This window comes from Actinotignum stranguriae, from assembly GCF_051265215.1.
GTDB lineage: Bacteria > Actinomycetota > Actinomycetes > Actinomycetales > Actinomycetaceae > Actinotignum > Actinotignum schaalii_C.
Genome location: NZ_JBOZCJ010000002.1, coordinates 1 through 20,016, shown reverse-complemented (window position 1 = coordinate 20,016; position 20,016 = coordinate 1). Strand labels below are relative to the sequence as shown.

Annotated in this window: 17 protein-coding genes; 10 read left to right on the top strand and 7 right to left on the bottom strand. The window is 61.8% G+C overall.

Annotated elements, in window-relative coordinates:
- Positions 1-123 precede the first annotated feature (123 nt).
- The 9 genes from ACRQEG_RS01210 (at position 124) to ACRQEG_RS01170 (ending at position 10,612) form a co-directional block, all read left to right on the top strand.
- A complete protein-coding gene (locus ACRQEG_RS01210; RefSeq protein ID WP_320757324.1) occupies positions 124-1,653 on the top strand; it encodes an ABC transporter substrate-binding protein in 1,530 nt (509 codons plus the stop codon).
- Complete coding sequence (locus ACRQEG_RS01205) at positions 1,653-2,693, top strand: ABC transporter permease (RefSeq protein ID WP_320757325.1); 1,041 nt, start codon at positions 1,653-1,655, stop codon at positions 2,691-2,693. Before ACRQEG_RS01210 ends, ACRQEG_RS01205 begins: the two co-directional genes overlap by 1 nt.
- Positions 2,690-3,574, top strand: coding sequence for an ABC transporter permease (locus ACRQEG_RS01200; RefSeq protein WP_320757326.1), 885 nt, complete (start codon positions 2,690-2,692; stop codon positions 3,572-3,574). Before ACRQEG_RS01205 ends, ACRQEG_RS01200 begins: the two co-directional genes overlap by 4 nt.
- Positions 3,571-4,452: an ABC transporter ATP-binding protein gene (locus ACRQEG_RS01195; protein ID WP_435730798.1), complete on the top strand. Its 882-nt coding sequence runs from the start codon at positions 3,571-3,573 to the stop codon at positions 4,450-4,452. Before ACRQEG_RS01200 ends, ACRQEG_RS01195 begins: the two co-directional genes overlap by 4 nt.
- Positions 4,449-5,399 carry an ABC transporter ATP-binding protein gene (locus tag ACRQEG_RS01190; RefSeq protein WP_435730799.1) on the top strand — a complete coding sequence of 317 codons (951 nt, stop codon included), beginning with the start codon at positions 4,449-4,451 and terminating at the stop codon, positions 5,397-5,399. The genes ACRQEG_RS01195 and ACRQEG_RS01190 overlap by 4 nt, the downstream gene beginning before the upstream one ends.
- Positions 5,396-6,412, top strand: a complete 1,017-nt coding sequence (locus ACRQEG_RS01185) for a metallophosphoesterase family protein (RefSeq protein ID WP_435730800.1) — start codon at positions 5,396-5,398, stop codon at positions 6,410-6,412. The genes ACRQEG_RS01190 and ACRQEG_RS01185 overlap by 4 nt, the downstream gene beginning before the upstream one ends.
- Positions 6,412-7,137 carry a tyrosine-protein phosphatase gene (locus ACRQEG_RS01180; protein WP_435730801.1) on the top strand — a complete coding sequence of 242 codons (726 nt, stop codon included), beginning with the start codon at positions 6,412-6,414 and terminating at the stop codon, positions 7,135-7,137. Before ACRQEG_RS01185 ends, ACRQEG_RS01180 begins: the two co-directional genes overlap by 1 nt.
- 136 nt (positions 7,138-7,273) lie before the next feature.
- A complete protein-coding gene (gene valS, locus ACRQEG_RS01175; RefSeq protein WP_435730802.1) occupies positions 7,274-9,916 on the top strand; it encodes a valine--tRNA ligase in 2,643 nt (880 codons plus the stop codon).
- 168 nt (positions 9,917-10,084) lie between these two features.
- A complete protein-coding gene (locus ACRQEG_RS01170) occupies positions 10,085-10,612 on the top strand; it encodes a hypothetical protein (RefSeq protein WP_435730803.1) in 528 nt (175 codons plus the stop codon).
- A gap of 71 nt (positions 10,613-10,683) precedes the next feature.
- Here ACRQEG_RS01170 and ACRQEG_RS01165 read toward each other — a convergent pair whose 3' ends face one another.
- From ACRQEG_RS01165 to ACRQEG_RS01145, 5 genes are all read right to left on the bottom strand, one after another.
- Positions 10,684-11,355, bottom strand: coding sequence for a response regulator transcription factor (locus ACRQEG_RS01165; RefSeq protein WP_274735059.1), 672 nt, complete (start codon positions 11,353-11,355; stop codon positions 10,684-10,686).
- 28 nt (positions 11,356-11,383) lie between these two features.
- Positions 11,384-12,802: a sensor histidine kinase gene (locus tag ACRQEG_RS01160; protein WP_435730804.1), complete on the bottom strand. Its 1,419-nt coding sequence runs from the start codon at positions 12,800-12,802 to the stop codon at positions 11,384-11,386.
- Entirely contained in the window at positions 12,799-14,025 is a 1,227-nt protein-coding gene (locus ACRQEG_RS01155; protein WP_435730805.1) for a glycosyltransferase family 2 protein, read from the bottom strand. Before ACRQEG_RS01155 ends, ACRQEG_RS01160 begins: the two co-directional genes overlap by 4 nt.
- Positions 14,022-14,996 carry an ATP-grasp domain-containing protein gene (locus ACRQEG_RS01150; RefSeq protein ID WP_435730806.1) on the bottom strand — a complete coding sequence of 325 codons (975 nt, stop codon included), beginning with the start codon at positions 14,994-14,996 and terminating at the stop codon, positions 14,022-14,024. Before ACRQEG_RS01150 ends, ACRQEG_RS01155 begins: the two co-directional genes overlap by 4 nt.
- 214 nt (positions 14,997-15,210) lie before the next feature.
- Entirely contained in the window at positions 15,211-16,116 is a 906-nt protein-coding gene (locus tag ACRQEG_RS01145) for a PIG-L deacetylase family protein (RefSeq protein WP_435730807.1), read from the bottom strand.
- A 130-nt stretch (positions 16,117-16,246) separates the two neighbouring features.
- Here ACRQEG_RS01145 and ACRQEG_RS01140 point away from each other — a divergent pair, with 130 nt between their 5' ends.
- Positions 16,247-18,082 (top strand): AMP-dependent synthetase/ligase, encoded by a 1,836-nt coding sequence (locus ACRQEG_RS01140; RefSeq protein WP_394532635.1) that lies wholly within the window; start codon positions 16,247-16,249, stop codon positions 18,080-18,082.
- A gap of 77 nt (positions 18,083-18,159) precedes the next feature.
- Here the strand turns inward: ACRQEG_RS01140 and ACRQEG_RS01135 are convergent, their stop codons facing one another.
- Together ACRQEG_RS01135 and clpX are read right to left on the bottom strand one after the other, a co-directional pair.
- Entirely contained in the window at positions 18,160-18,555 is a 396-nt protein-coding gene (locus tag ACRQEG_RS01135) for a chorismate mutase (RefSeq protein WP_435730808.1), read from the bottom strand.
- Positions 18,555-19,814: an ATP-dependent Clp protease ATP-binding subunit ClpX gene (clpX, locus tag ACRQEG_RS01130; protein ID WP_435730809.1), complete on the bottom strand. Its 1,260-nt coding sequence runs from the start codon at positions 19,812-19,814 to the stop codon at positions 18,555-18,557. Before clpX ends, ACRQEG_RS01135 begins: the two co-directional genes overlap by 1 nt.
- Between the last annotated feature and the right edge of the window lie 202 nt (positions 19,815-20,016).

The window sequence follows — 20,016 nt, the reverse complement described above, 5'->3', positions numbered from 1 at the left end:
CTCGCCTTTTAACTCCACGTTTTCCAACGGTTCACATTGACTCGATAGATACATATATGGTGACGCCTTCGTGCTGAGATGCGCCGAGCCATATTTTGACTTCACTACCTGATGGGAACAGATATGAAGCGTTTTGCGGGCGTCGCCCTGCTCGTTGCCGGACTCGCGCTGTCCGGCTGCTCAACCAACCCGCCCTCCAATGAGGCTTCTTCCTCCGCTAGCGGCCCAGCCCCGGTTCAGAATGCGAACCCGGATGCCTCGGTGCACGTTGGTTTTATTTTGGAACCCACCGGCCTGGATCCGACCTCGGTATCCGGCGCGGCCCTCGATCAGCTTGTTATCGATAATGTTTATGAAGGACTCACCCGCCGCGCTGAAAACGGTGATATCTTGCCAGCTTTGGCTACCTCCTGGGATATTTCCGAAGATGGGCTGAGCTATACTTTCCATCTGCGCGAGGGTGTTAAATTCCACGACGGTTCTGATTTTGATGCCGCGGATGTTGTTGCCACCCTGGAAGCTTCTGCTGCCGAGGGGTCGAAGAATCCCGATCATAAGCTCATGCGCACTTTTAAATCCGCGCAGGCTTCCGACCCGCATACCGTCGTCGTTACTCTATCCGAACCGAATATGAATTTCTTGGACAGCATGTCTACGGACGCTGCCATGATGGTTCCTTCCGATAACACGGTCGATTTGAATAAGGAATCGAACGGTACCGGCCCCTTCACCATCGGTGATTGGAAGACCGGATCCACCATTACCCTCGAACGCAATGACAATTACTGGGGCGATCCGGCCGGCACCAAGGAAGTGGTCTACCACTATTACGCGGATCAGACCGCAGCCGGCAATGCGCTTGCCTCGGGACAAATTGATATTCTCACCACCCAGAACACCGATACGGTGGAGCGGTTCGCGGCCGACCCGGCAATTATTACCTCGCAGGGTACGGAAACCTCATGGATGACGCTCGGCTTCAACCACAGCAACCCGGCTCTGGCTAATAAGGATGTGCGTACCGCTATCCGTAAGGGCATCGATAAGGATGGCCTCATTACCGCGCTGGGTGGGAACATGGTGCGGGTGGGTTCCATGGTTTCTCCCGGGATGGCCTGGTGGAGTGATTCCCTCAATGACATTGATTCCTATGATCCGCAGGCGGCCCGTGAACTGCTCAAAAAGGCCGGCGTTGAGAATCTCTCTCTCAACCTGCGGGTAGCTAATAATTACGATTCCGCTATTTCCGAATATGTGGCTGCCCAGCTCAAGGAGATCGGCATTAATGTGACGATTGACCGGATGGAATTTTCCAGCTGGCTCGATGAGGTCTACCGCGGGGGAAATTACGATATGACCATGGTGCTCCACGTGGATCCGTGGACGCTCACCTACTACTCGAATCCTAGCTACTACTGGCATTACGACAGCGCGCAGGCCCAGCGCCTCAATAAGGAAGCGATGACCGCCAGTTCGCTGGCCGAACGCGATAAGAAGCTCGGTGAGCTGGCCGCTTTCGTTTCCGAAGATGCAGCCTCGGATTGGCTCTACAGCCCCAAGGCCATTATTTTCTCCCGGGAAGGGGTCTCCGGATTCCCGACCAACCGGACCGGTTCTCGCTTCTACGCCGCTGATATTCAGGTTGCGCGTTAATGGCTGAACCACTCGCGCTCGCGCAGGTGCCGGGGGCCACTGCGGATCCCGGCACCGTGGACCGCGAAACGGTGCTTCGCACCACGACGTCGCGCACCGCCCGCATCGTGCTCGCTGCGCTGGGGTGGGCGGTGGCGGCGTTATTCCTCGCCTCTTTCGTAATTTTCTTCGCGCTCCACACCCTGCCCGGGGATCCGGCTGTCATTATGGGTGGCCTGGATGCTACCGACGCGCAAATCGAGGCGATCCGGGCCGAGCACGGCTGGGATCGTCCTCTCGTCGTCCAGTATCTGAGCTGGTTAGGCGCTGCCCTCACCGGAGATTTCGGCACCTCCCCTTTTTCTTCTCTTTCCGTGACCCACGAGCTCGTGACGAAGCTCCAGGTCACCGTACCCCTCGCTCTCATGTCCTTGAGTTTGGCGGTTATTTTCGCCTTGCTGATCGGGGTGTATGCCGCGGCCCGTTCCACCACCCTGACCGGGCGCCTCGTCTCCTGGCTTTCCCAGCTGGGTATCGCCATCCCTACGTTCATCGTGGGTATGTTGCTCGTGATGTACCTAGCAACCCCGCTTCATCTTCCCTCCACCGGTTTCCCGCGCGAGGGATGGGGCGATCCGGGGGCGGCGCTCCGTAGTCTCATCCTGCCCGCCATTACCCTGGCGATTCCACAAACGGCGGGACTGGTGCGCTACGTGCGTTCCGCCGTGCTGGAACAGCTCGGCCAGGATTATGTGCGCACCGCTCGCGCCCAGGGGATGAGTCGCAGGCGTGCCCTCCTCACTCAGGCGCTGCGAAACGCCTGGCTCCCCCTGCTGGCTGTTATCGCTCTCGATGCGGCGGCCCTCCTCATGGGCACCGTGGTGGTCGAACAGGTCTTTGCACTTCCCGGCATCGGGCACCATCTGGTTGCGAGCGTATCCACCCGCGATATTGTTACTGTCCAAGGTTTCCTCATGGTGCTCTCCGGAGCGGTTATTCTCCTGATGATGCTCTCCAACGTGGCTTCCCGCCTCCTCGATCCGAGAGTGAGGTTGCGATGAGTATTCCTTCTCCGGCGCTGCGAGCGCTCTCCGCTACGTCGCCGTGGCGGGCACGGTTGCGGGCGCTGCTGCGCAATCCGGCCGGCCTCATCGGCACCGTGGTGGTACTGGCGGTGCTGGCCACCTTCCTGCTCTCCTTCATCTGGGTACCTTATGATCCCGAAAGTGTGGATTCGCGGGCTTCCTGGGCCCGCCCGAACGGGGCGCACTGGTTCGGCGCCGACCAACTCGGGCGTGATATTTTCTCCCTCATGGTGCTTGGTTCGCGGGTCACGGTGCTCACCAGCGTGGGTGGAGCGGCGGTAGCCTTGGTGGTCGGGTTGCTCCTCGCCTCGGTTATTGTATATGCCCCGCGTTGGCTCGGCTCCCTGATGGAGCGCCTCACCGACGTGTGGGTGGCTTTCCCCACGCTCATTATTGCCCTCATCCTTGTCACCGCTTTTTCTGGCTCCACCCTCACTTCCACCGTTGCCATCGGATTGGGCTCCGCCCCGGCGGTTACCCGCACCGTACTGCCCGAATTGCGCCGTGCCACCGCCTCCGATCATGTGCTCCTCGCCGTGGCCGCGGGGGCGCGTTCCTGGTGGATTCTTTCGCGTCATATTTTCCCGGCGATCACGCCCACACTGATCGTACGTGTCACCCAGGTCATGGGAACGGCCACGCTGGCGGAGGCTGGGCTGTCCTACCTGGGGCTGGGAACTCCGCCGCCCACTCCCTCCTGGGGGCGTATGCTCTCCACCTACCAGAGTTTCATGTATTCCCACCCGACGGTTATTCTCATTCCGGCCACCGCGATTATCCTTACGATTATTGGATTTAACCTCTTGGGGGACGGCCTGCGCGACGTGCTCGATCCGCGCGGAAGGGAGACACGATGAGTCTTCTTGAGGTACGTGATCTCACTGTGGCTTTCGGTTCCACTGACGTGGTGCGGGGAGTTTCCTTCACGGTGGAGGCCGGCGAACGCGTCTGCCTCATCGGCGAATCCGGATCCGGAAAATCGATCACGGCCATGGCAATCCAAGGGCTGCTCCCCCGCGGGGCACGCGTGACCGGTTCGATTCGTTTCGAGGGGCGCGAATTAGTAGGCGCTTCGGACGCGGAGTTCCAGAAAATCCGCGGGCGCCGTATCGGCTGTATTTTCCAGGAACCGCATACAGCACTCAACCCGATTGTGCGCATTAAGCACCAGTTGGTGGCGGCTTCTCGTATTCACGCGGGATTAAAAAAATCGGCGACGGCGCAGCGGGCCAGCGAGCTGGCCCGCATGGTTGAGCTCCCTAGCCCGGAAAACATCATTAACCGCTTCCCCCATGAGCTTTCCGGGGGCCAGCGCCAACGCGTAGTTATTGCCATGGCGATGAGTTTGGCCCCCGCCCTTCTTATCGCAGATGAGCCGACGACGGCCCTGGATGCCACGGTGCAGTCCCATATTTTGCAGCTCATGGACGATGCCGCCCGCGAACATGGCACCGCTGTTCTCATGATTACCCACGATATGGCGGTGGCCTACCACACCTCCGAACGTATCCTCGTGCTGCGCCGGGGAGAATTGGTGGAAGAAGGTAGCGCCGCGGATATTTTGCTCCGCCCCGCGCATCTCTATACTCAAGGGCTGGTGGCCGCGGCTCGCGCCACTAGCTTGCAACGCCCAGCAGCGGTGGGCGGCCAAGCGCGGGTAGGAGAAGCGCAGGTGGTCGCCCCGGAACTAGGAGAACAGCAAGGCCTGGCGGTGCACGGAGGTGACCGGTCATGACAAGCGCATCGGAAAAAACCTGGGATCCGCGCGAGGCTGCCCTCCGGATGACTTCCCGGGCCCCGCTGGAAAAGGACTGGCCCGTCAAACGCGGGGATGTGCTGTTCAGCTGCCGGAACGTCACTAAATCCTACGGAAGCACCCTGGCTCTGGCACCCACGTCTTTCGAGGTGCGAGCGGGGCGGTCGCTGGGGATTATTGGCGAATCCGGCTCGGGAAAAACCACGCTCAGCCGCATGATGCTCGGTTTACTCGAGCCTAGCGGCGGCTCAATCACCTACCGGGGTCAGGAGGTGCGCTACGGAAAGTTGGGTGTTACCCGCCTGCGCCACGAAGTCCAATTGGTGCTGCAAGATCCTTTTGCTTCCCTCAATCCGCGGATGACGGTAGGCCGGATTATTGAAGAACCGCTGCGCCTGCTGCGCGTTCCCGGCAACCACCGGGAGATGGTGCGCGATGCGCTGGCCGCCGTGGATCTCAACCCGGAATGGGGCTCCCGCTATCCGCACGAACTTTCGGGAGGGCAGCGCCAGCGGGTGGCAATTGCCCGTGCCGTGGGCTGCCAACCCAAGGTTCTTATCGCCGATGAGCCCGTCTCCGCCCTCGACGTTTCGGTGCGAGCCACTGTCCTGGAGCTTCTCCACGACCTGCGCACCCGCCTGGACCTCACCCTCATTGTTATCTCCCATGACTTAGGCATTGTCCAGAATCTGTGCGAGGACACCCTCGTGCTACGCGGGGGCACCGTCGTCGAATATGCTCCCACGGCGCAGGTGCTGGAGCATCCGCGCCACCCTGCCACCCGGGAACTTATCGCAGCGGTGCCGTTATTGCCCGAGCCGACACAAGCGGGGAATTCCGCGCCACCCGCCATACCCGCCCCGTCCGCAGCATCAGCTACATCCGCCGTATCCACCACGCTATCCGAGGGAGACGATGACCTATGAGCCTGCGAATCCTGCACCTCTCCGATACCCACCTTCTAGCCGAGCGCGCCCGCCACTACGGAAAAATTGATACTTCCGGGCTACTGGAGGCGGCTGCTGCGGCCGCTGGCGAGCTCGCGCCCTGCCAGGCCATCGTGGTCTCCGGAGATATTTCCGATGACGGCACGCCCGATTCGTATACTTTCGCGGCCCGCACCCTCGCCCCGCTCGCGCAGCAGTGGGGTGCCCCAGTAGTCTGGGCCTGCGGGAATCATGACCGGCGCGCGGCGATGCGCGAAGCCCTCAGCCTGCCCGGCGCGCCCCTGGACCCGATTTTTACCATCACCGATATCACGGTGGGAAAGGCGCGCTGGCGCTTCGTTGCGGCAGATAGCTCCGTTCCCGGGCGTGGCTTCGGCTACCTCGGCGAACAGATTCACCGTATCGAGGACGCTGTGACCGACGCCTACGGCGCCACAAAAGTGGACGGTACGCCCGCCCACGAGGAAGAGAGTGCACCTCTCCACTCCGTCCTTGTCCTCCACCACCCACCGCTGACCGCCCCGACGGTGCTCCACGGGGCACTGCGCCTCATGGACGCTCCGCGCCTGGCACAGGGCCTGCAATCCTGGGAAGCGGCGCCCACCGTGGTGCTGGCGGGCCACTACCACCTGGCCGGACGCGGACGCGCCGGAGGCGTTCCGGTAGTAGTCGGCCCGGCTCTCTCCAACGAAACAACGCTCGGACGGGGCCCCGAATGGGAAAGCGCACGAGCCCGCTCGGCTTTTTCGGTGGTACAGATCAGCGAGGCCAGTATCCAACAGGACATCATCTACCTGGACGACGTTGCAGCCTCATTGCCCAGTGGAATGGAGCCGGGCGAGGAAATCTTTGCGTACACGCCTGAGGCAGTGGTGGCTATCGGGCGGCGGGCCGGGCGGCCTGGCTGGAGCCCGAGCGACCCGCTGGACTGGGACGGCCCCGGCGCCTACCTCCTGGAAAACACCCTCTACGCCAGTTCGAAAGGACAGTGATGACTTCCCCACGCTTGCCCCTCGGCCTGCATAATCTTCGTTCCCTGGGCGGAACCCCGGTGGCCGGCGGGCATATCCGCGAGCGCGCCCTGCTGCGTTCTTCCGCTGCTTTCCGCCACGATGAGAGCCTGGGAGATTTTTTGAGAGCACAGGGCATCACCGGTGTTATTGATTTGCGCGACGACGCCGAACGCGCCGGCACCACCAATTGGGCAGATTACGGGGTGAGCGTTGCTTCCGTGCCTATTTTCAATAACCAACTTGCCCACCTGGAATGGTCCGAACTTGCCGATTTGTATATGCAGATGGCCCGCAATTTCGGTGGGCAATTGGCGCAGGCGGTCACCGCGGCCGCGGAGCTATCCGCGGAAGGCGGGGTGCTTATCCACTGCACCGCCGGTAAGGACCGCACCGGGGTGGTCACCGGGCTTATCCTCTCCATCCTCGGGGCGAGCCGCGACACAATCCTGGCTGATTACCTCACCTCCGCCACGGCGTTGGGCGAGAGTTATCAGGAGGATCTTGCCTTCGTGATGGGGCGCGAATATATCCCCGGGGCCGCCGCGCACCGCGCCGTGTACGTGACTGAAGAAGCTCTGAGCGCCGCCACGGTGCGCATTGAGGCGGCTGGCGGGGCACGCGAGTACCTCCTCGGGCACGGGATTGATCCGGCTGTTTTTGAGCTGTTGCGCGCCCACCTGGTGGAACCGGATACCCCTCTCTAACGGGGCCGTGCGCCATTCTGACGGCCTCGGATACCACCGCTACGGTGCCCGAGCACCGCGCGCCGTAGCTGCGCCGTCGCCCCTCTCACGTATGGCGCAGTTTCCCGCAGCGCACGGGGCGTGAAACAATAGCCCCATGACTAGTTTTAACCAAGAGTCCAAACTCCTCGATCACACGGAGGTACCGGACCGTGCCACTCTCGACGGTCTTGAAACTACCTGGGGCGAACGGTGGGAAGAAGAAGGCACCTATGCTTTCGACCGCACCGCTACCCGCTCCGAAGTCTTTTCGGTAGATACCCCGCCGCCCACGGTCTCTGGCTCGCTGCATATCGGCCACGTTTTTTCCTACACTCACACCGATACCGTGGCCCGTTACCAGCGCATGCGTGGCAAATCGGTGTTCTACCCGATGGGCTGGGATGATAACGGTCTGCCCACCGAACGGCGCGTTCAAAACTACTACGGGGTGCGCGGGGATGCGTCCCTCCCCTACGACCCGAATTTCGTGCCCCCGCACCAGGGCGGCGCAAAATCCATTAAGTACGCCGACCAGGTGCCCATTTCGCGGCGTAATTTCATTGAGCTGTGCTGGAAGCTGTCCGAAGAAGACGAAAAGCAATTCGAGGCCCTGTGGCGCCACCTGGGACTGTCCGTGGACTGGAAGCAGAATTACCAGACCATCGGAGAGAAGGCCCAGAAGGTAGCCCAAACCGCTTTTCTGCGTAATCTCGCGCGCGGGGAGGCTTACCAGGCGCAGGCCCCGGGCCTGTGGGATATTACCTTCCAAACCGCGGTGGCGCAGGCAGAACTTGAGGCTCGCGATTATCCGGGTGCCTATCACGCGCTGGCATTCCACGGCGCGGACGGCGACGTCGTTATTGAAACCACCCGCCCGGAGCTGCTGCCCGCCTGCGTGGCCCTCATCGCGCACCCTGATGACACCCGCTACCAGCATCTTTTTGGGACCACGGTGCGCGTGCCGATTTTCGATATGGAAGTTCCGGTGCTCGCCCACCCCAAGGCAGAAATGGACAAGGGCGCCGGTATCGCCATGTGCTGTACATTCGGTGACATCACCGACGTGGAGTGGTGGCGCGAATTGCAGCTTCCGTTGCACAGTGTGCTCGGTAAGGACGGGCGCCTGGTGCGTGACACCCCCGAGTGGATTACCTCGGAGGCCGGGCGCGCCATGTACGCTGAGATGGCCGGAAAAACCACGTTCTCCGCGCGCAAGGCACTGGTGGAGAAACTCAAGGAAACCGGGGAAATGATCGGTGATGAGAAGCCGACCATGCGTAAGACTAACTTCTTTGAGAAGGGTGATAAGCCGCTCGAAATTGTCACCTCACGCCAGTGGTACATCCGCAACGGCGGGCGTTCCCACGTGGAAGAAAATGGTAAGGAGCTGCGCGATAACCTCATTGAAGCCGGCAACAAGCTGGCTTTCCACCCCGATTTCATGCATGTGCGGTACGACAACTGGGTCAAGGGGCTCAACTCTGACTGGCTTGTTTCGCGTCAGCGCTTCTTCGGGGTGCCGATTCCGGTGTGGTACAAGATTTCGGAGAACGGCGAAGTAAAGTACGACGCCGTCATTACGCCGGAGGAATCCAGCCTTCCCGTGGATCCTTCCAGTGATGTGCCAGCCGGCTATACCGAAGATCAGCGCGGCAAGCCGGGCGGCTTCGCCGGGGAAACCGATATTTTGGATACCTGGGCCACGTCGTCGCTCTCCCCCCAGATCGCCGGGGGCTGGCTCACCGATGAGGATCTTTTCGAGCGTGTGTACCCCATGGACGTGCGCCCGCAGGGTCAGGATATTATCCGCACGTGGCTCTTCTCCACCGTGGTGCGCGCGCACCTGGAATTCGGGGAGCTGCCCTGGAAGCACGCCACGATTTCCGGGTGGATTTTGGATCCGGATCACAAGAAGATGTCCAAGTCCAAGGGCAATGTGGTGACCCCTATGGATCTGCTGGTGCGGCACGGTGCGGACGCGGTGCGTTACTGGGCTGCCTCCGCGCGCCTGGGCGTGGATGCCGCCTTTGATGAAAAGCAGATGAAAGTGGGGCGCCGTCTTGCTATGAAGGTGCTCAACGCCTCGAAGTTTGCGCTGGGCATGGGCGGGGTAGGTTCACCGGTCTGCCTGGATGCCTCCCGCGTGACCGAGCCGATTGACCGGGCTCTGCTGGCCGATCTGGCGCGCGTGGTGGAGGAAGCCACCGCCGCTTTTGAGGTCTTTGATCACACCCGCGCTCTGGAAGTAGCTGAAACCGCTTTCTGGACCTTCTGTGATGATTACCTGGAGCTGGTCAAGGACCGCGCCTATTCGGATACGCCGGAGGCGGAGAGCGCCCGGGTGACGCTGGCGATTGCGGTGGATACTTTCCTACGCTTGCTGGCGCCCTTTATCCCCTATGCCACCGCCGAGGTGTGGAGCTGGTACCGTACCGGCTCGGTGCACCGGGCAGCGTGGCCGGAGGCGGCGCCGCTGCGCGAGGCGGCGGGATCCGGGAACGCGGAGCTGCTCGAGGTGGCCGGTCAGGCGCTCACGGTGCTGCGCGGTGTGAAATCCGCGGCGAAGGTGTCGCAGCGCACCAGCTTCGCTCGGGTGGAGCTGCGCGGGAATACCGCCCTGCTCGAGGAGGTGCGCGCGGACCTGGTGCGCGCCGCCCACGTGCGCGGGGAGCTCCGCTTCACGCCGAGTACGGAGGCCAGCGAGCAGATCACCATCGGTGATTACGAGCTGGATGAGCCGGAGCCGAAGCGGAAGTAGCGTCGCAAGAACAACGGCGCGAAGGCGCAGCGCTCCACATAGCGTAGCGCGCGATTGAGTGAATCCGGGTGGCGGGTCTGCGAAAGCGGGCCCGCCACTTCACGTACATGAGAAGATTCTCATGATTGTTTCCTGGCCCCGTCATCTCGCTCCGGTGTACTTAGGGACATGACAACTCGTGTGAAACTTCTTGCCGTACTTCTAGGGCTGGCGCTCCTCGGTTTCTTGGGGATGCAGCTTGCCCACGCCGTGAGCGGGAGCGGCACCCAGTCCGTGGGCCCCGCCGTCACCGTCACGGGGCCGTCTTCCCCGTCCGCGAGCTCCGCCGGCGCTGGCAGCACCGTTTCGGTTTCTTCGCCCACGGAGCGCCCGCCGCTCAACAACGCGCAGCACGCCACCCTGCGCAGTCTTTTGGTTGATGTGGCCGAAAATGCGCACCTGTTCACCGGTGATACTTCAAATAGTACGACGACGACGCCCGCGGGCACTGCCCCGTCCCCCGCTAACGTCGCTCCGGCACCGGCGCCAGTTCCCGCCCCGGCAGCGCCGGCACCCGCGCCGCAGCGGGTGGCGCCGGCTCCCGCGCGCCCCGCACCGCCCCAGTACTCGGATGATGACTGGGACGATGATGACGCGGATGACGATGATTGGGATGATAACGACGATGACGATTGGGACGACGAGGATGACGACTAAACCAGTCGCGAACCCCGGTCCTACCGCCTGAGCTAGCAGCACCGTTCCTTCACCCAGAAGGCCCCGCTGCCTTAGCTCAGGCGGTAGCCCATTCCGCGCACCGTTTCGATACGGTCCCGCCCGATTTTCCCACGCAGGTAGCGCACGTACACATCCACCACATTGGAACCGGGATCGAAATCGTAGCCCCAGACCCGGGAAAGGAGTTGCTCGCGGGATAGCACCTGCCCCGGGTGGCGCATAAAGGTTTCCAGCAGGGTAAATTCGCGGGCGGACAGCTCCACCTGTTTCCCGCCCACGTGGGCGTGGTGGGAGAGTAAATCCAGAATGATGCCGCCGTGGGAAAGCTGGGTGGCGGAACTAGCTGGCGCCGGGGTGGCTGCGGCGTCGCGCAAACGCAAACGGATACGCGCGAGCAGTTCTTCAAAAGAAAAAGGCTTCGCCATGTAATCATCGGCCCCGCCCTCGAGCCCGGCCACGCGGTCCGTCACGGAAGTGCGGGCGGTGAGGAGAATAACCGGGGTGTCCAGGCCCTGCCCGCGCAGGCGCTCGAGCACCGCAAATCCGTCAATATCGGGCAGGCCAATATCCAAAATAATAAGATCAAAAGGAGTGTGAACAGCCAGATCAACGGCCTGCCCACCGTTTGACGCGGTGGTGGAAGTGTAGCCGGCTGCTTTCAGGCCTTTCGCAATAAAGCGGGCAATGCGCTCTTCGTCCTCGACTATGAGGATGGTGCTCATCTTGCTCCCTTCTCCGGTTGTGAGGCTATCACGAACCCAGGTAAACGCTGGGCAAACTCAAGGTAAATACGGAGCCTTCCCCCACCCGCGAGCGCACCGTGACTTCCCCACCGTGAGCCCGCGCGATGGAGCTAACAATCGCGAGCCCGAGCCCGGAGCCTTCCGAACGCCCAGTATTACGCCCACGCGCAAAACGCTCCATAATACGTTCGGTATCCTCCGGGGCGATCCCGCAGCCGGCATCTTCCACCGTGAAACTCACCCGCCCCGCTACCACGCTTGAAGAAATCTCCACCGGGGTGCCTTCGTCGGAGTATTTGACCGCATTCGCCGCCAATTGCAGCACCGCCTGGGTGATACGCTCCGGGTCCAGGCGCACCTGCCCACTGGCCACGGCGCCCAGGTTCCAGGCACGCGGGCCCAACCCGGTGGCTTTATCAAAGATCCGCTCCGTGAGCGCGGCTATATCAATCTCGCGGGGCACCACAAAATCGGATCGTTCGGCTTTCGCGAGGGTGAGTAAATCCCCAACCAGTGAATTCATGCGGTCGAGTTCTTCGAGGGCCAGGGCGCGGGTATCCGAGGCATCACTCGGGTCGTTGGCATCCATGAGCTCCAGGTGCCCGCGCACAATCGTGATGGGGGTGCGCAGCTCGTGCCCAACATCATCCAAAAGCTGACGCTGATCTGCGTCCATGGTTTCCAGGGAATCGAGCATGGTATTCATCGCCGTTGATAGCCGCGCCAGGTCGTCGCGCCCTTCCACCGGGACCCGCCGGGACAAATCCGCATTGGCGGTAATATTTTCGGCCGTGGCGCGCAGTTGCTCCACGGGGCGTAGCAGCTGCCCCACCAGTCGCCACGCGATGGCGACGACGCCGATGACGGCCACCAGGTAGACCACCGCCAGCACCGTCATGAGATTCCAGATACGGGCACTGATGACGTCAAGAAGGTACACGTGCACGAGCGCGCCGGGCTGCGAGCCGGAGAACTGCACCGGGACCACGATATAGCGGTATTCACGCTGCGCCCCCGCGTAGGTCCCCATCGTGATCTCTCCGCTGCGGGTGAGTGGGAGAAGGTGGCGTACCAGGCCGGAATCTTCCTCGGGGCGCACAGGACTGGTATCACCACCTACCCAGGCAACCCGACCGTCTACAATCCCCATCTCCCCTTCGGCTTCGGAGAGTACGGTGCGCGAAAGGTAGGTTTCGATGAGCTGGGATGGCCCAGCGAAGGGCTGCCCGGTTTCCGGATCGACTCCGTTTTCAGCCAGCACCCGAAATTCATCTGCGACTCGCACCAGGGTGGCGTCCACTTGGGCACGCCACATGCGGCTCTCGGTGAGGACAACGGCTACGCCGGTTGCCGCCAGCACGACCGCGACGAGCGCGACCATGGTGGCGGCAATCCGAAAACGAATCGTAATAGGACGTGATGTCACATTGTTTCCCGTTCGACGGCGGCGGGCGGGAGCGGCACGGTGTGCACGCCCGTTCGTTCCAGCTTATTCCATTCGCTGGCTTTTCCGCGTATTTCTAGCCAGATCGCGCGCACCGTGGCGGCGCTCATCATCCAGGAGAAGGGGAGCCACAAAGGCAAGGCGGGTAGGAGGCGCAGGTCGCGCCAGGCGCGATCAAGGATAAGGGAGAGCACCGTTACCGCGAGGGCGACCACCAGTCCTGCCCCCACCAGTACATTCATCCAGTGCGGTGCCGCGCCACTGAGTGCTGCCACCGCCCACACCGCGAGGGTGACGACCTGGAGTACCGGGGCAACAAGGAGTGAGAAAAGATTGATAGGTAGGTAGGCATCAATGGGGCGCCGCCACGGGGAGGTGAGGCGGGAGCGGTGGATGCGAGCGGTTTGGATGAGGCCGCGTTGCCAGCGCACTCGCTGTTTCCACAAGGCCGGCAGGGTGGCGGGAACTTCAGCCAGCACGAGGGCATGGGGCGCAAATTCCACGTCCCAGCCGGCAAAGTGGATCCGCCAGGTAAGCTCCAGATCCTCCCCCAGGGTATCTTCCCGGAAGCCACCTACCCGGCGCACCGCATCAGCACGGAAAGCCCCGGAATTTCCCGCCACGATGGGGAGCATCCCCAGCAAGGCGAGCGCACGGCGCGTCATCCCTGTCCCGACGTGAGTCATAAGGGCGAGCAGCGCGGTGAGCGGACCGGTAATATTGACCGGCTGGTCGTTCCCGCACACAGCACCCACCCCGGGGTGGCGGAATCCGGCCAGGAGCTCCGGAATGGTGGTGGAAGTGAAAAGCCCGTCGGCATCCACAAAAATGAGGATCTCCCCGGTGGCATGGGCAATACCGAGATTGAGGGCGCTGCCTTTCCCACCATTGGTCTTGCTCAGGAAGGTGACGCGTGGATCGCTGGTGAAAGGTGCCGCAACGGCGGCAGTGGCGTCCGTGGAGCCATCGTCGACGACGATTACTTCCAGCCGGAGCCAGCCAGTGGCAAGGATGGAGCGCAGGCAGGCACCGAGTACCACTTCCTCGTTATAGGCCGGGATAATAATCGACACTTTCGTGTGGGCACCGTAGAGCGGACGGGGCTGCTGGCGCATCTCCCCCAGGATCGCAGCCGGGTACATCATCCAGGTCACCGCGGTGAGGATGAGGGTAGGAACGGCAAGAATGAGGAGCAGGGTGGTCATGCGGTCACCTCGACGGTGCTGCACGGTGCCAAAGTAGCCTGCGCGGGTGCGTAAGCGTCCAGGAGCGCTTCCAGCAATTCGGGTGCGTGAGCGCTATGCGCGCCAAAACGGGCATTGATTTCGATGAGGGCGGGGCGGCCTTGGGTATCGCGGCGGATATCAACGTCGGCCGCTCCGTTCAGGCCCACCGCCCGAGCCGCAGCGAGCGCCAGCTCGGCAACGTCCGGGGCCTCCACGCGCCGAACCCCGGTCGCGTTTCCGTGCTGACCGGAAGCCAAGCTAGTTTTTTCCAGCACGACGACGGTGGGGCAACGCCGCGCGTTATCTCCCGCGCCGTTCGCGGCCCCGTTCCGTCGCCGGCTTCCCGGGGCAGGCAGATACAGCTGCGCGCAGTATTCGGTTCCGGGGAGGAAGGCGGAAACGATCTCGGTCTCGCGCAGTGGCACGGTGGGCGGGAATGATGTTTCCAGGCGTACCCCGCGCCCGCCGCGTGCCACCCGCGGGCGTACCACGTAGGGGAAACCGAGCCAGTATGCGCCTTCTTCGGTGAGGGCAGGGCCCTCCAGGCTGCGAGGCACGGCCAGGCCACTACTCTCCGCTACCCGATGGGTGAGCCATTTATCGGCAGCAATCGCCACCGCTGCGGTGGGGGCTACCGCAATGCGAGCGCGGTGAAGCAGCGCGGTACGGAGCGGGGCGAGAACGGAGAGTTCTTCATCCACCGTGGGGATAAGGAGATCAATCGAGTGTTCCTCACAGATAGCGGCCAGAGCACTCACAAAATCCGGGGCGGTGGCGGGCGGGCACCGGAGGATCGTCGCGCCATCGGCGCGGGGACGGGGCGCCATATCGACACCAAGCGCCGAAATTCCCCTGGCTCTCAGCTGGGTGAGGAGGGAGGATCCAGCCGGGCCACTGGCGCCGGTGACAAGCATGCGCGGGCGGGAGCTGAGAGGTGAATGATTCATCATAATGGTCCTTCGGTAGAAGATGGAGGGGACGGGGCAACGGGGCGGGGTGGTGCGACGGTGCTAGTGGTGCGTGCGGTATAGCAGAGCACGCACGGGGCAACGGTGCCCACGGCGCGCGCAGGCGCACGGAGCGACGGCGCTCGCGGTGCGGGCAGTGCAACGGCGCAGGCACGGTGCAGGCAGGCACCCCGGGCTGAGAGCACGCCACGATGATCTAAAGCACGCCCCGGAAAGCGGGAATGCGTACCGCTTCAAAAGCTTCCGCGGCCTCCATTTTGGCTTGTTCGCCCCGGAAATTAGCTTTGGCGGTGAGGACGTCACCGGCCATATACGGCTTGTCCATCTGGTCGGTGTGGATAGCCACCCCGGCGCTTTTCACCCCGGTGTACTCGGTGATATCCACGAAGACTTGCGGAGAAAAGTTTGCGGTAGCGGAGAGGGATTCATAGCAAAGAATCGCCGGGTGGCGCCGTCCGGCCCTCATGGTGGCGCGGTGCACGGCGGTGTGGTCCTGGTGCTGGTCGTGGGCTGAATGGGTGAAAATAATATCCGGGTTGAGGACGCGGATTTTTTCTTCAATAGCGGCGGTGAGAGTATTTTCGTGTTCGGCGAGGCAGGTATCGGGTAGACCGAGGGTGCGCAGTGAGGTCACCCCGAGGAACGTACTGGCGCGCTGGGCTTCCCCGGCCCGCTCCCCGGCATTACCTCCCACCGCACCGTCCGCCGCCACGATGGCATGAATCTCATGCCCCGCATCGGCCAAGCGCGCCAGAGTACCCCCGCATGCCAATTCCAGATCATCAGGATGCGCCCCGACGGCGAGAATACGGCGCGTGGGCGCCGCCGCCCCCACCGGAATCCAGCCACTCACCAGGAGAACAAGCTGGGTGGCCAGCGCCGCAACGGAGCCCAGGCTCACCCACCGCTCCAGGTTCGTGGGCGCATTCCCGCCCAGCAGGGCGATATTAGCCGGAACGAGAAGGAAAGCACTTCCCAGCGTAAAAAGCTGAAGGGGCCGGAAGGCGCGGATGCGTCGTCGTACTGAAGTTTCAAGGAGGACAACGGACAGTGCCGCCACAAGTAGCAGCACGGCAAGCAGAGCATTCATGGAGATCGTCATGGCTCCAGTGTTCCGCCCCGTGTTAATATCGCGGTGAGGAGGTAATGAGAACTCTCTCATCGTGCCTCCACCCCCGTTTCCCGCGCGTGCCGTACACTTTACTTACTCACGCGTAACCTTGAGGAGAATCATGGCCGAAATCGAGCGGACTGAAGTTTTCACTCCCGGAAAGATTCATATCACCGATGAAATGACGATTCCGTGGGTTTTCCGTAACATCGCACGCGAGCAGCCCGAGCGCACCGTGGTGGCACGCAAAGCCTCGCTGGGGCAATGGGTGCCGGTGGCATGGCGAACTTTCGAATCCGAATATCGCGCGCTGGCACGCGGCTTTATCGCCATGGGCGTCCAGCCCGGGGATCGTATCGCTCTCATGTGTCACACCCGCTATGAATTCTGCGTTGTTGATTTCGCGCTGTGGTCCATTGGTGCGATGGCCGTCACCGTGTACGAAACTGATTCCACGGAGCAGGCTCGCTGGATTGTAGAAGATGCGCACTGCCGTTTTGCCGTCGTCGAAAACCAGCAGATGGCCGCCGTTATGGCGCCTTTCCGTTCCGATTTTGATTTCTTTAGCGATATTTTCGTTATTTCTGATGATGACCTGGCCCGGATTTCCGCGCGCGGCACCATGGATCTCGATGCTGAGATTGACCGCCGTATCGATGCTATGCATGCCGACGACGAAGCTACCGTCATCTACACCTCTGGCTCGACAGGCCGGCCCAAGGGCGTGGTTCTCAGCCACCGCAACCTGCTGCACGTCGTTATTAACGGGCCGTTGGATGATAACCTCGCCCCGATCCTCTCCGGCGAGAAGCGTACCCTGCTCTTCCTCCCCATGGCCCATGTTTTCGCGCGCTTTATTAACCTGGTGGCTTTCTACGCGGGCAATACCATCGGGCACTGCCCCGATACCCATAACCTCGTCGAAGATATGAAGTCTTTCAAGCCGCATTACATTTTGGCAGTGCCGCGTGTTTTCGAAAAGATTTACAACGCGGCGGATGCCCAGGCCACCGGCGTGAAACAGAAGATTTTCCGCTACTACGCCAAAGTGGCGATTGCTTATTCGCGGGCCCTCGATAGTGCAGCCGGGCCTTCGCTAGCATTGCGGGCCCAACACGAAGTGGGTGAACGCCTGGTCTACTCCAAGATTAAGGAGATTACCGGCGGGAACCTCGAGAATGTGATTTCTGGTGGCGCGCCGCTGGGTGCACGGCTCGGGCATTTCTTCCGTGGCATCGGGATTAATATTTTCGAAGGCTACGGAGCAACGGAAACGTCCGCACCCACCACGGTGAACCGCTTCAACCACCAGCGAATCGGCTCGGTGGGTCCGGCCTATCCCGGCTGCCACGTTGCGATTGATACCGACGGCGAAGTGCTTGTCAAGGGCGATCACGTTTTCCACAAGTACCTGAATAATCCGGAAGAAACCGCCAAGGCTTTTACCGAGGACGGCTGGTATCGCACCGGTGACCTCGGCAAGATCGAAGATGGCTTCGTGTGGATTACCGGGCGGAAGAAGGAACTTATTGTGACCGCCGGGGGGAAGAACGTCTCTCCCGCAATCCTGGAAGACCGGCTGCGTGGACACCCACTTATTTCGCAGGTGGTTGTAGTGGGTGATCAGCGGCCTTTCGTGGGTGCGCTTATCACCCTGGACGCGGAGATGCTGCCTATCTGGCTGAAGAACAAGAATCTGCCGGCCATGTCCGTTTCGGAGGCCGTGCACGATCCGCAGATTATCGCCGCGGTGGATCGCGCCATTAAGCGCACCAACGAAGCGGTTTCCCGCGCGGAATCCATCCGTAAATTCGTTATTCTGCCCATTGATTTCACCCCGGAGAACGGCTACCTTACCGCCTCCCTCAAGGTGAAGCGCACCGCGGTGCTCCGTGATTTCGCCACCGTGATCGGGCGCGATATTTACGGGGATAAGGGCGATAAGAACCGCGACTAGGTCATAGTTCTGCCAAGAGCGGGGCGTGGGCTACCTTAGTCCGCGCCCCGACCCGTTTCTCCCGGTGTTGTGCGAAGCTAGTGCGCGCCGTCATCGCCAGCTTCAGGCTCAGCGCGCTGAGCCTGAACAACACGGCCAGCCTGCGCAGCGCGGGAAGCGCGGGAAATACGCTGGTGATCCTCGACGGCCCTCGAGGTGATGACATTATGCACCCGCACCGCAAACTCGGGATCTAGCCCCGCCCCGCGCGCCAGCTCGGCAATTCGAGCGTGCTGGACACCTTCGCGCGCCATATCGCGAGCGGGAAGCCGGTAGCGGTCCTTGAGGCTCCCCACGGCATCGGTCACCTGCTTGCGTTGCCCCAGCAGCTCAATAAGTTGGGCATCCAAAACGTCGAGGCGCGCCCGCAAAGCCCCGAGTTCCGCGGCGCAACGTTCTGCATCCGGATGGCGCCGCATCCCTTCGCCGCCCACTAAGCGCTCTTCCGTTGCGCAGCGGAAACAATCTCCACAGGTGCACCGTCTGTGACCGCCGCGCGGGTCACAATCACTTCCCGGACATCCTTGCGGGAAGGCACATCAAACATGGCCGGGCCGAGTACCCGTTCCATAATGGAGCGCAGCCCGCGGGCCCCGGTGCCCCGTTCCATAGCTTCACGCGCCATGGCACGCAGTGCCTCGTCCTGGAAGGTCAGGTGCACCCCGTCCAGCTCAAACATGCGGGTGTACTGCTTGACCAGGGCATTGCGTGGCTCGGTGAGGATCTGCACCAGGTCGTCTTCGCCCAGCGCTTCCACCGTTGCGATAACGGGCAGGCGCCCCACCAGCTCCGGGATAAGGCCGTATTTGTGAAGATCCTCCGGGGTGACTTGCGCAAGCATGGTCGAATTGGCCTCGGCGTCGTGCAATTGCGCCCCGAAACCGATACCGTGACGCCCTACGCGAGTAGAAATAACATCTTCCAAACCCGCAAACGCACCGGCGCAAATAAAAAGAATATTCGAGGTATTGATCTGGAGATAATCCTGCTGGGGATGCTTGCGCCCGCCCTGCGGGGGCACCGCCGCAACCGTGCCTTCCACGATCTTGAGAAGCGCCTGCTGTACGCCCTCCCCCGACACGTCGCGGGTAATGGAAGGATTTTCAGATTTGCGCGTGATTTTATCGATTTCATCGATGTAAATAATGCCGGATTCGGCCTTTTTCACATCATCGCCGGCAGCCTGCACGAGCCGCAATAAAATATTCTCGACATCTTCGCCCACGTACCCGGCTTCGGTGAGAGAGGTGGCATCCGCGATCGCGAAGGGCACATCAAGCATCCACGCCAGCGACTGGGCAAGATACGTTTTCCCAGTTCCGGTGGGTCCAAGCAGCAAAATATTGGACTTGCCGAGCTCAACGGTATCCTCACCATCGGCGGGACGCGGTGCAGCTTTGGCGCGCAAACGCTTGTAGTGATTATACACGGCGACGGCGAGCGTGCGCTTGGCGGCATCCTGCCCCACCACATACTCATTCAAAAACGCGTAAATATCAGCGGGAACGGGAAGCTCATTCGGGGAAAAACCATCGTTTTCCTTCCCGAATTCCTCGGCGATAATCTCATTGCATAGCTCAATGCATTCATTGCAGATATATACGCCCGAGCCGGTGATGAGTTTCTTTACCTGGCGTTGGGTTTTCTGGCAGAACGAACACTTGAGAGCTTCTGCTGCATCGACGGTCGCCATGTTCCTCCTTGCCTCGCGGCCGCGCCGTACGCGCGTCTTCCCTATTTCACCGCATCTTCGCCCAAAGGTCACGTTCCCACGCGGGGCGCCAGGTCAGTGAGATGTACGACGAGGCTTATAGGACAAAATGTGTTGGTTACGGTTTAGTAGGTTTGGTTCCATTTAGCCCCGTTGTGTAGATCGGTCCACTCGATACCCGTGC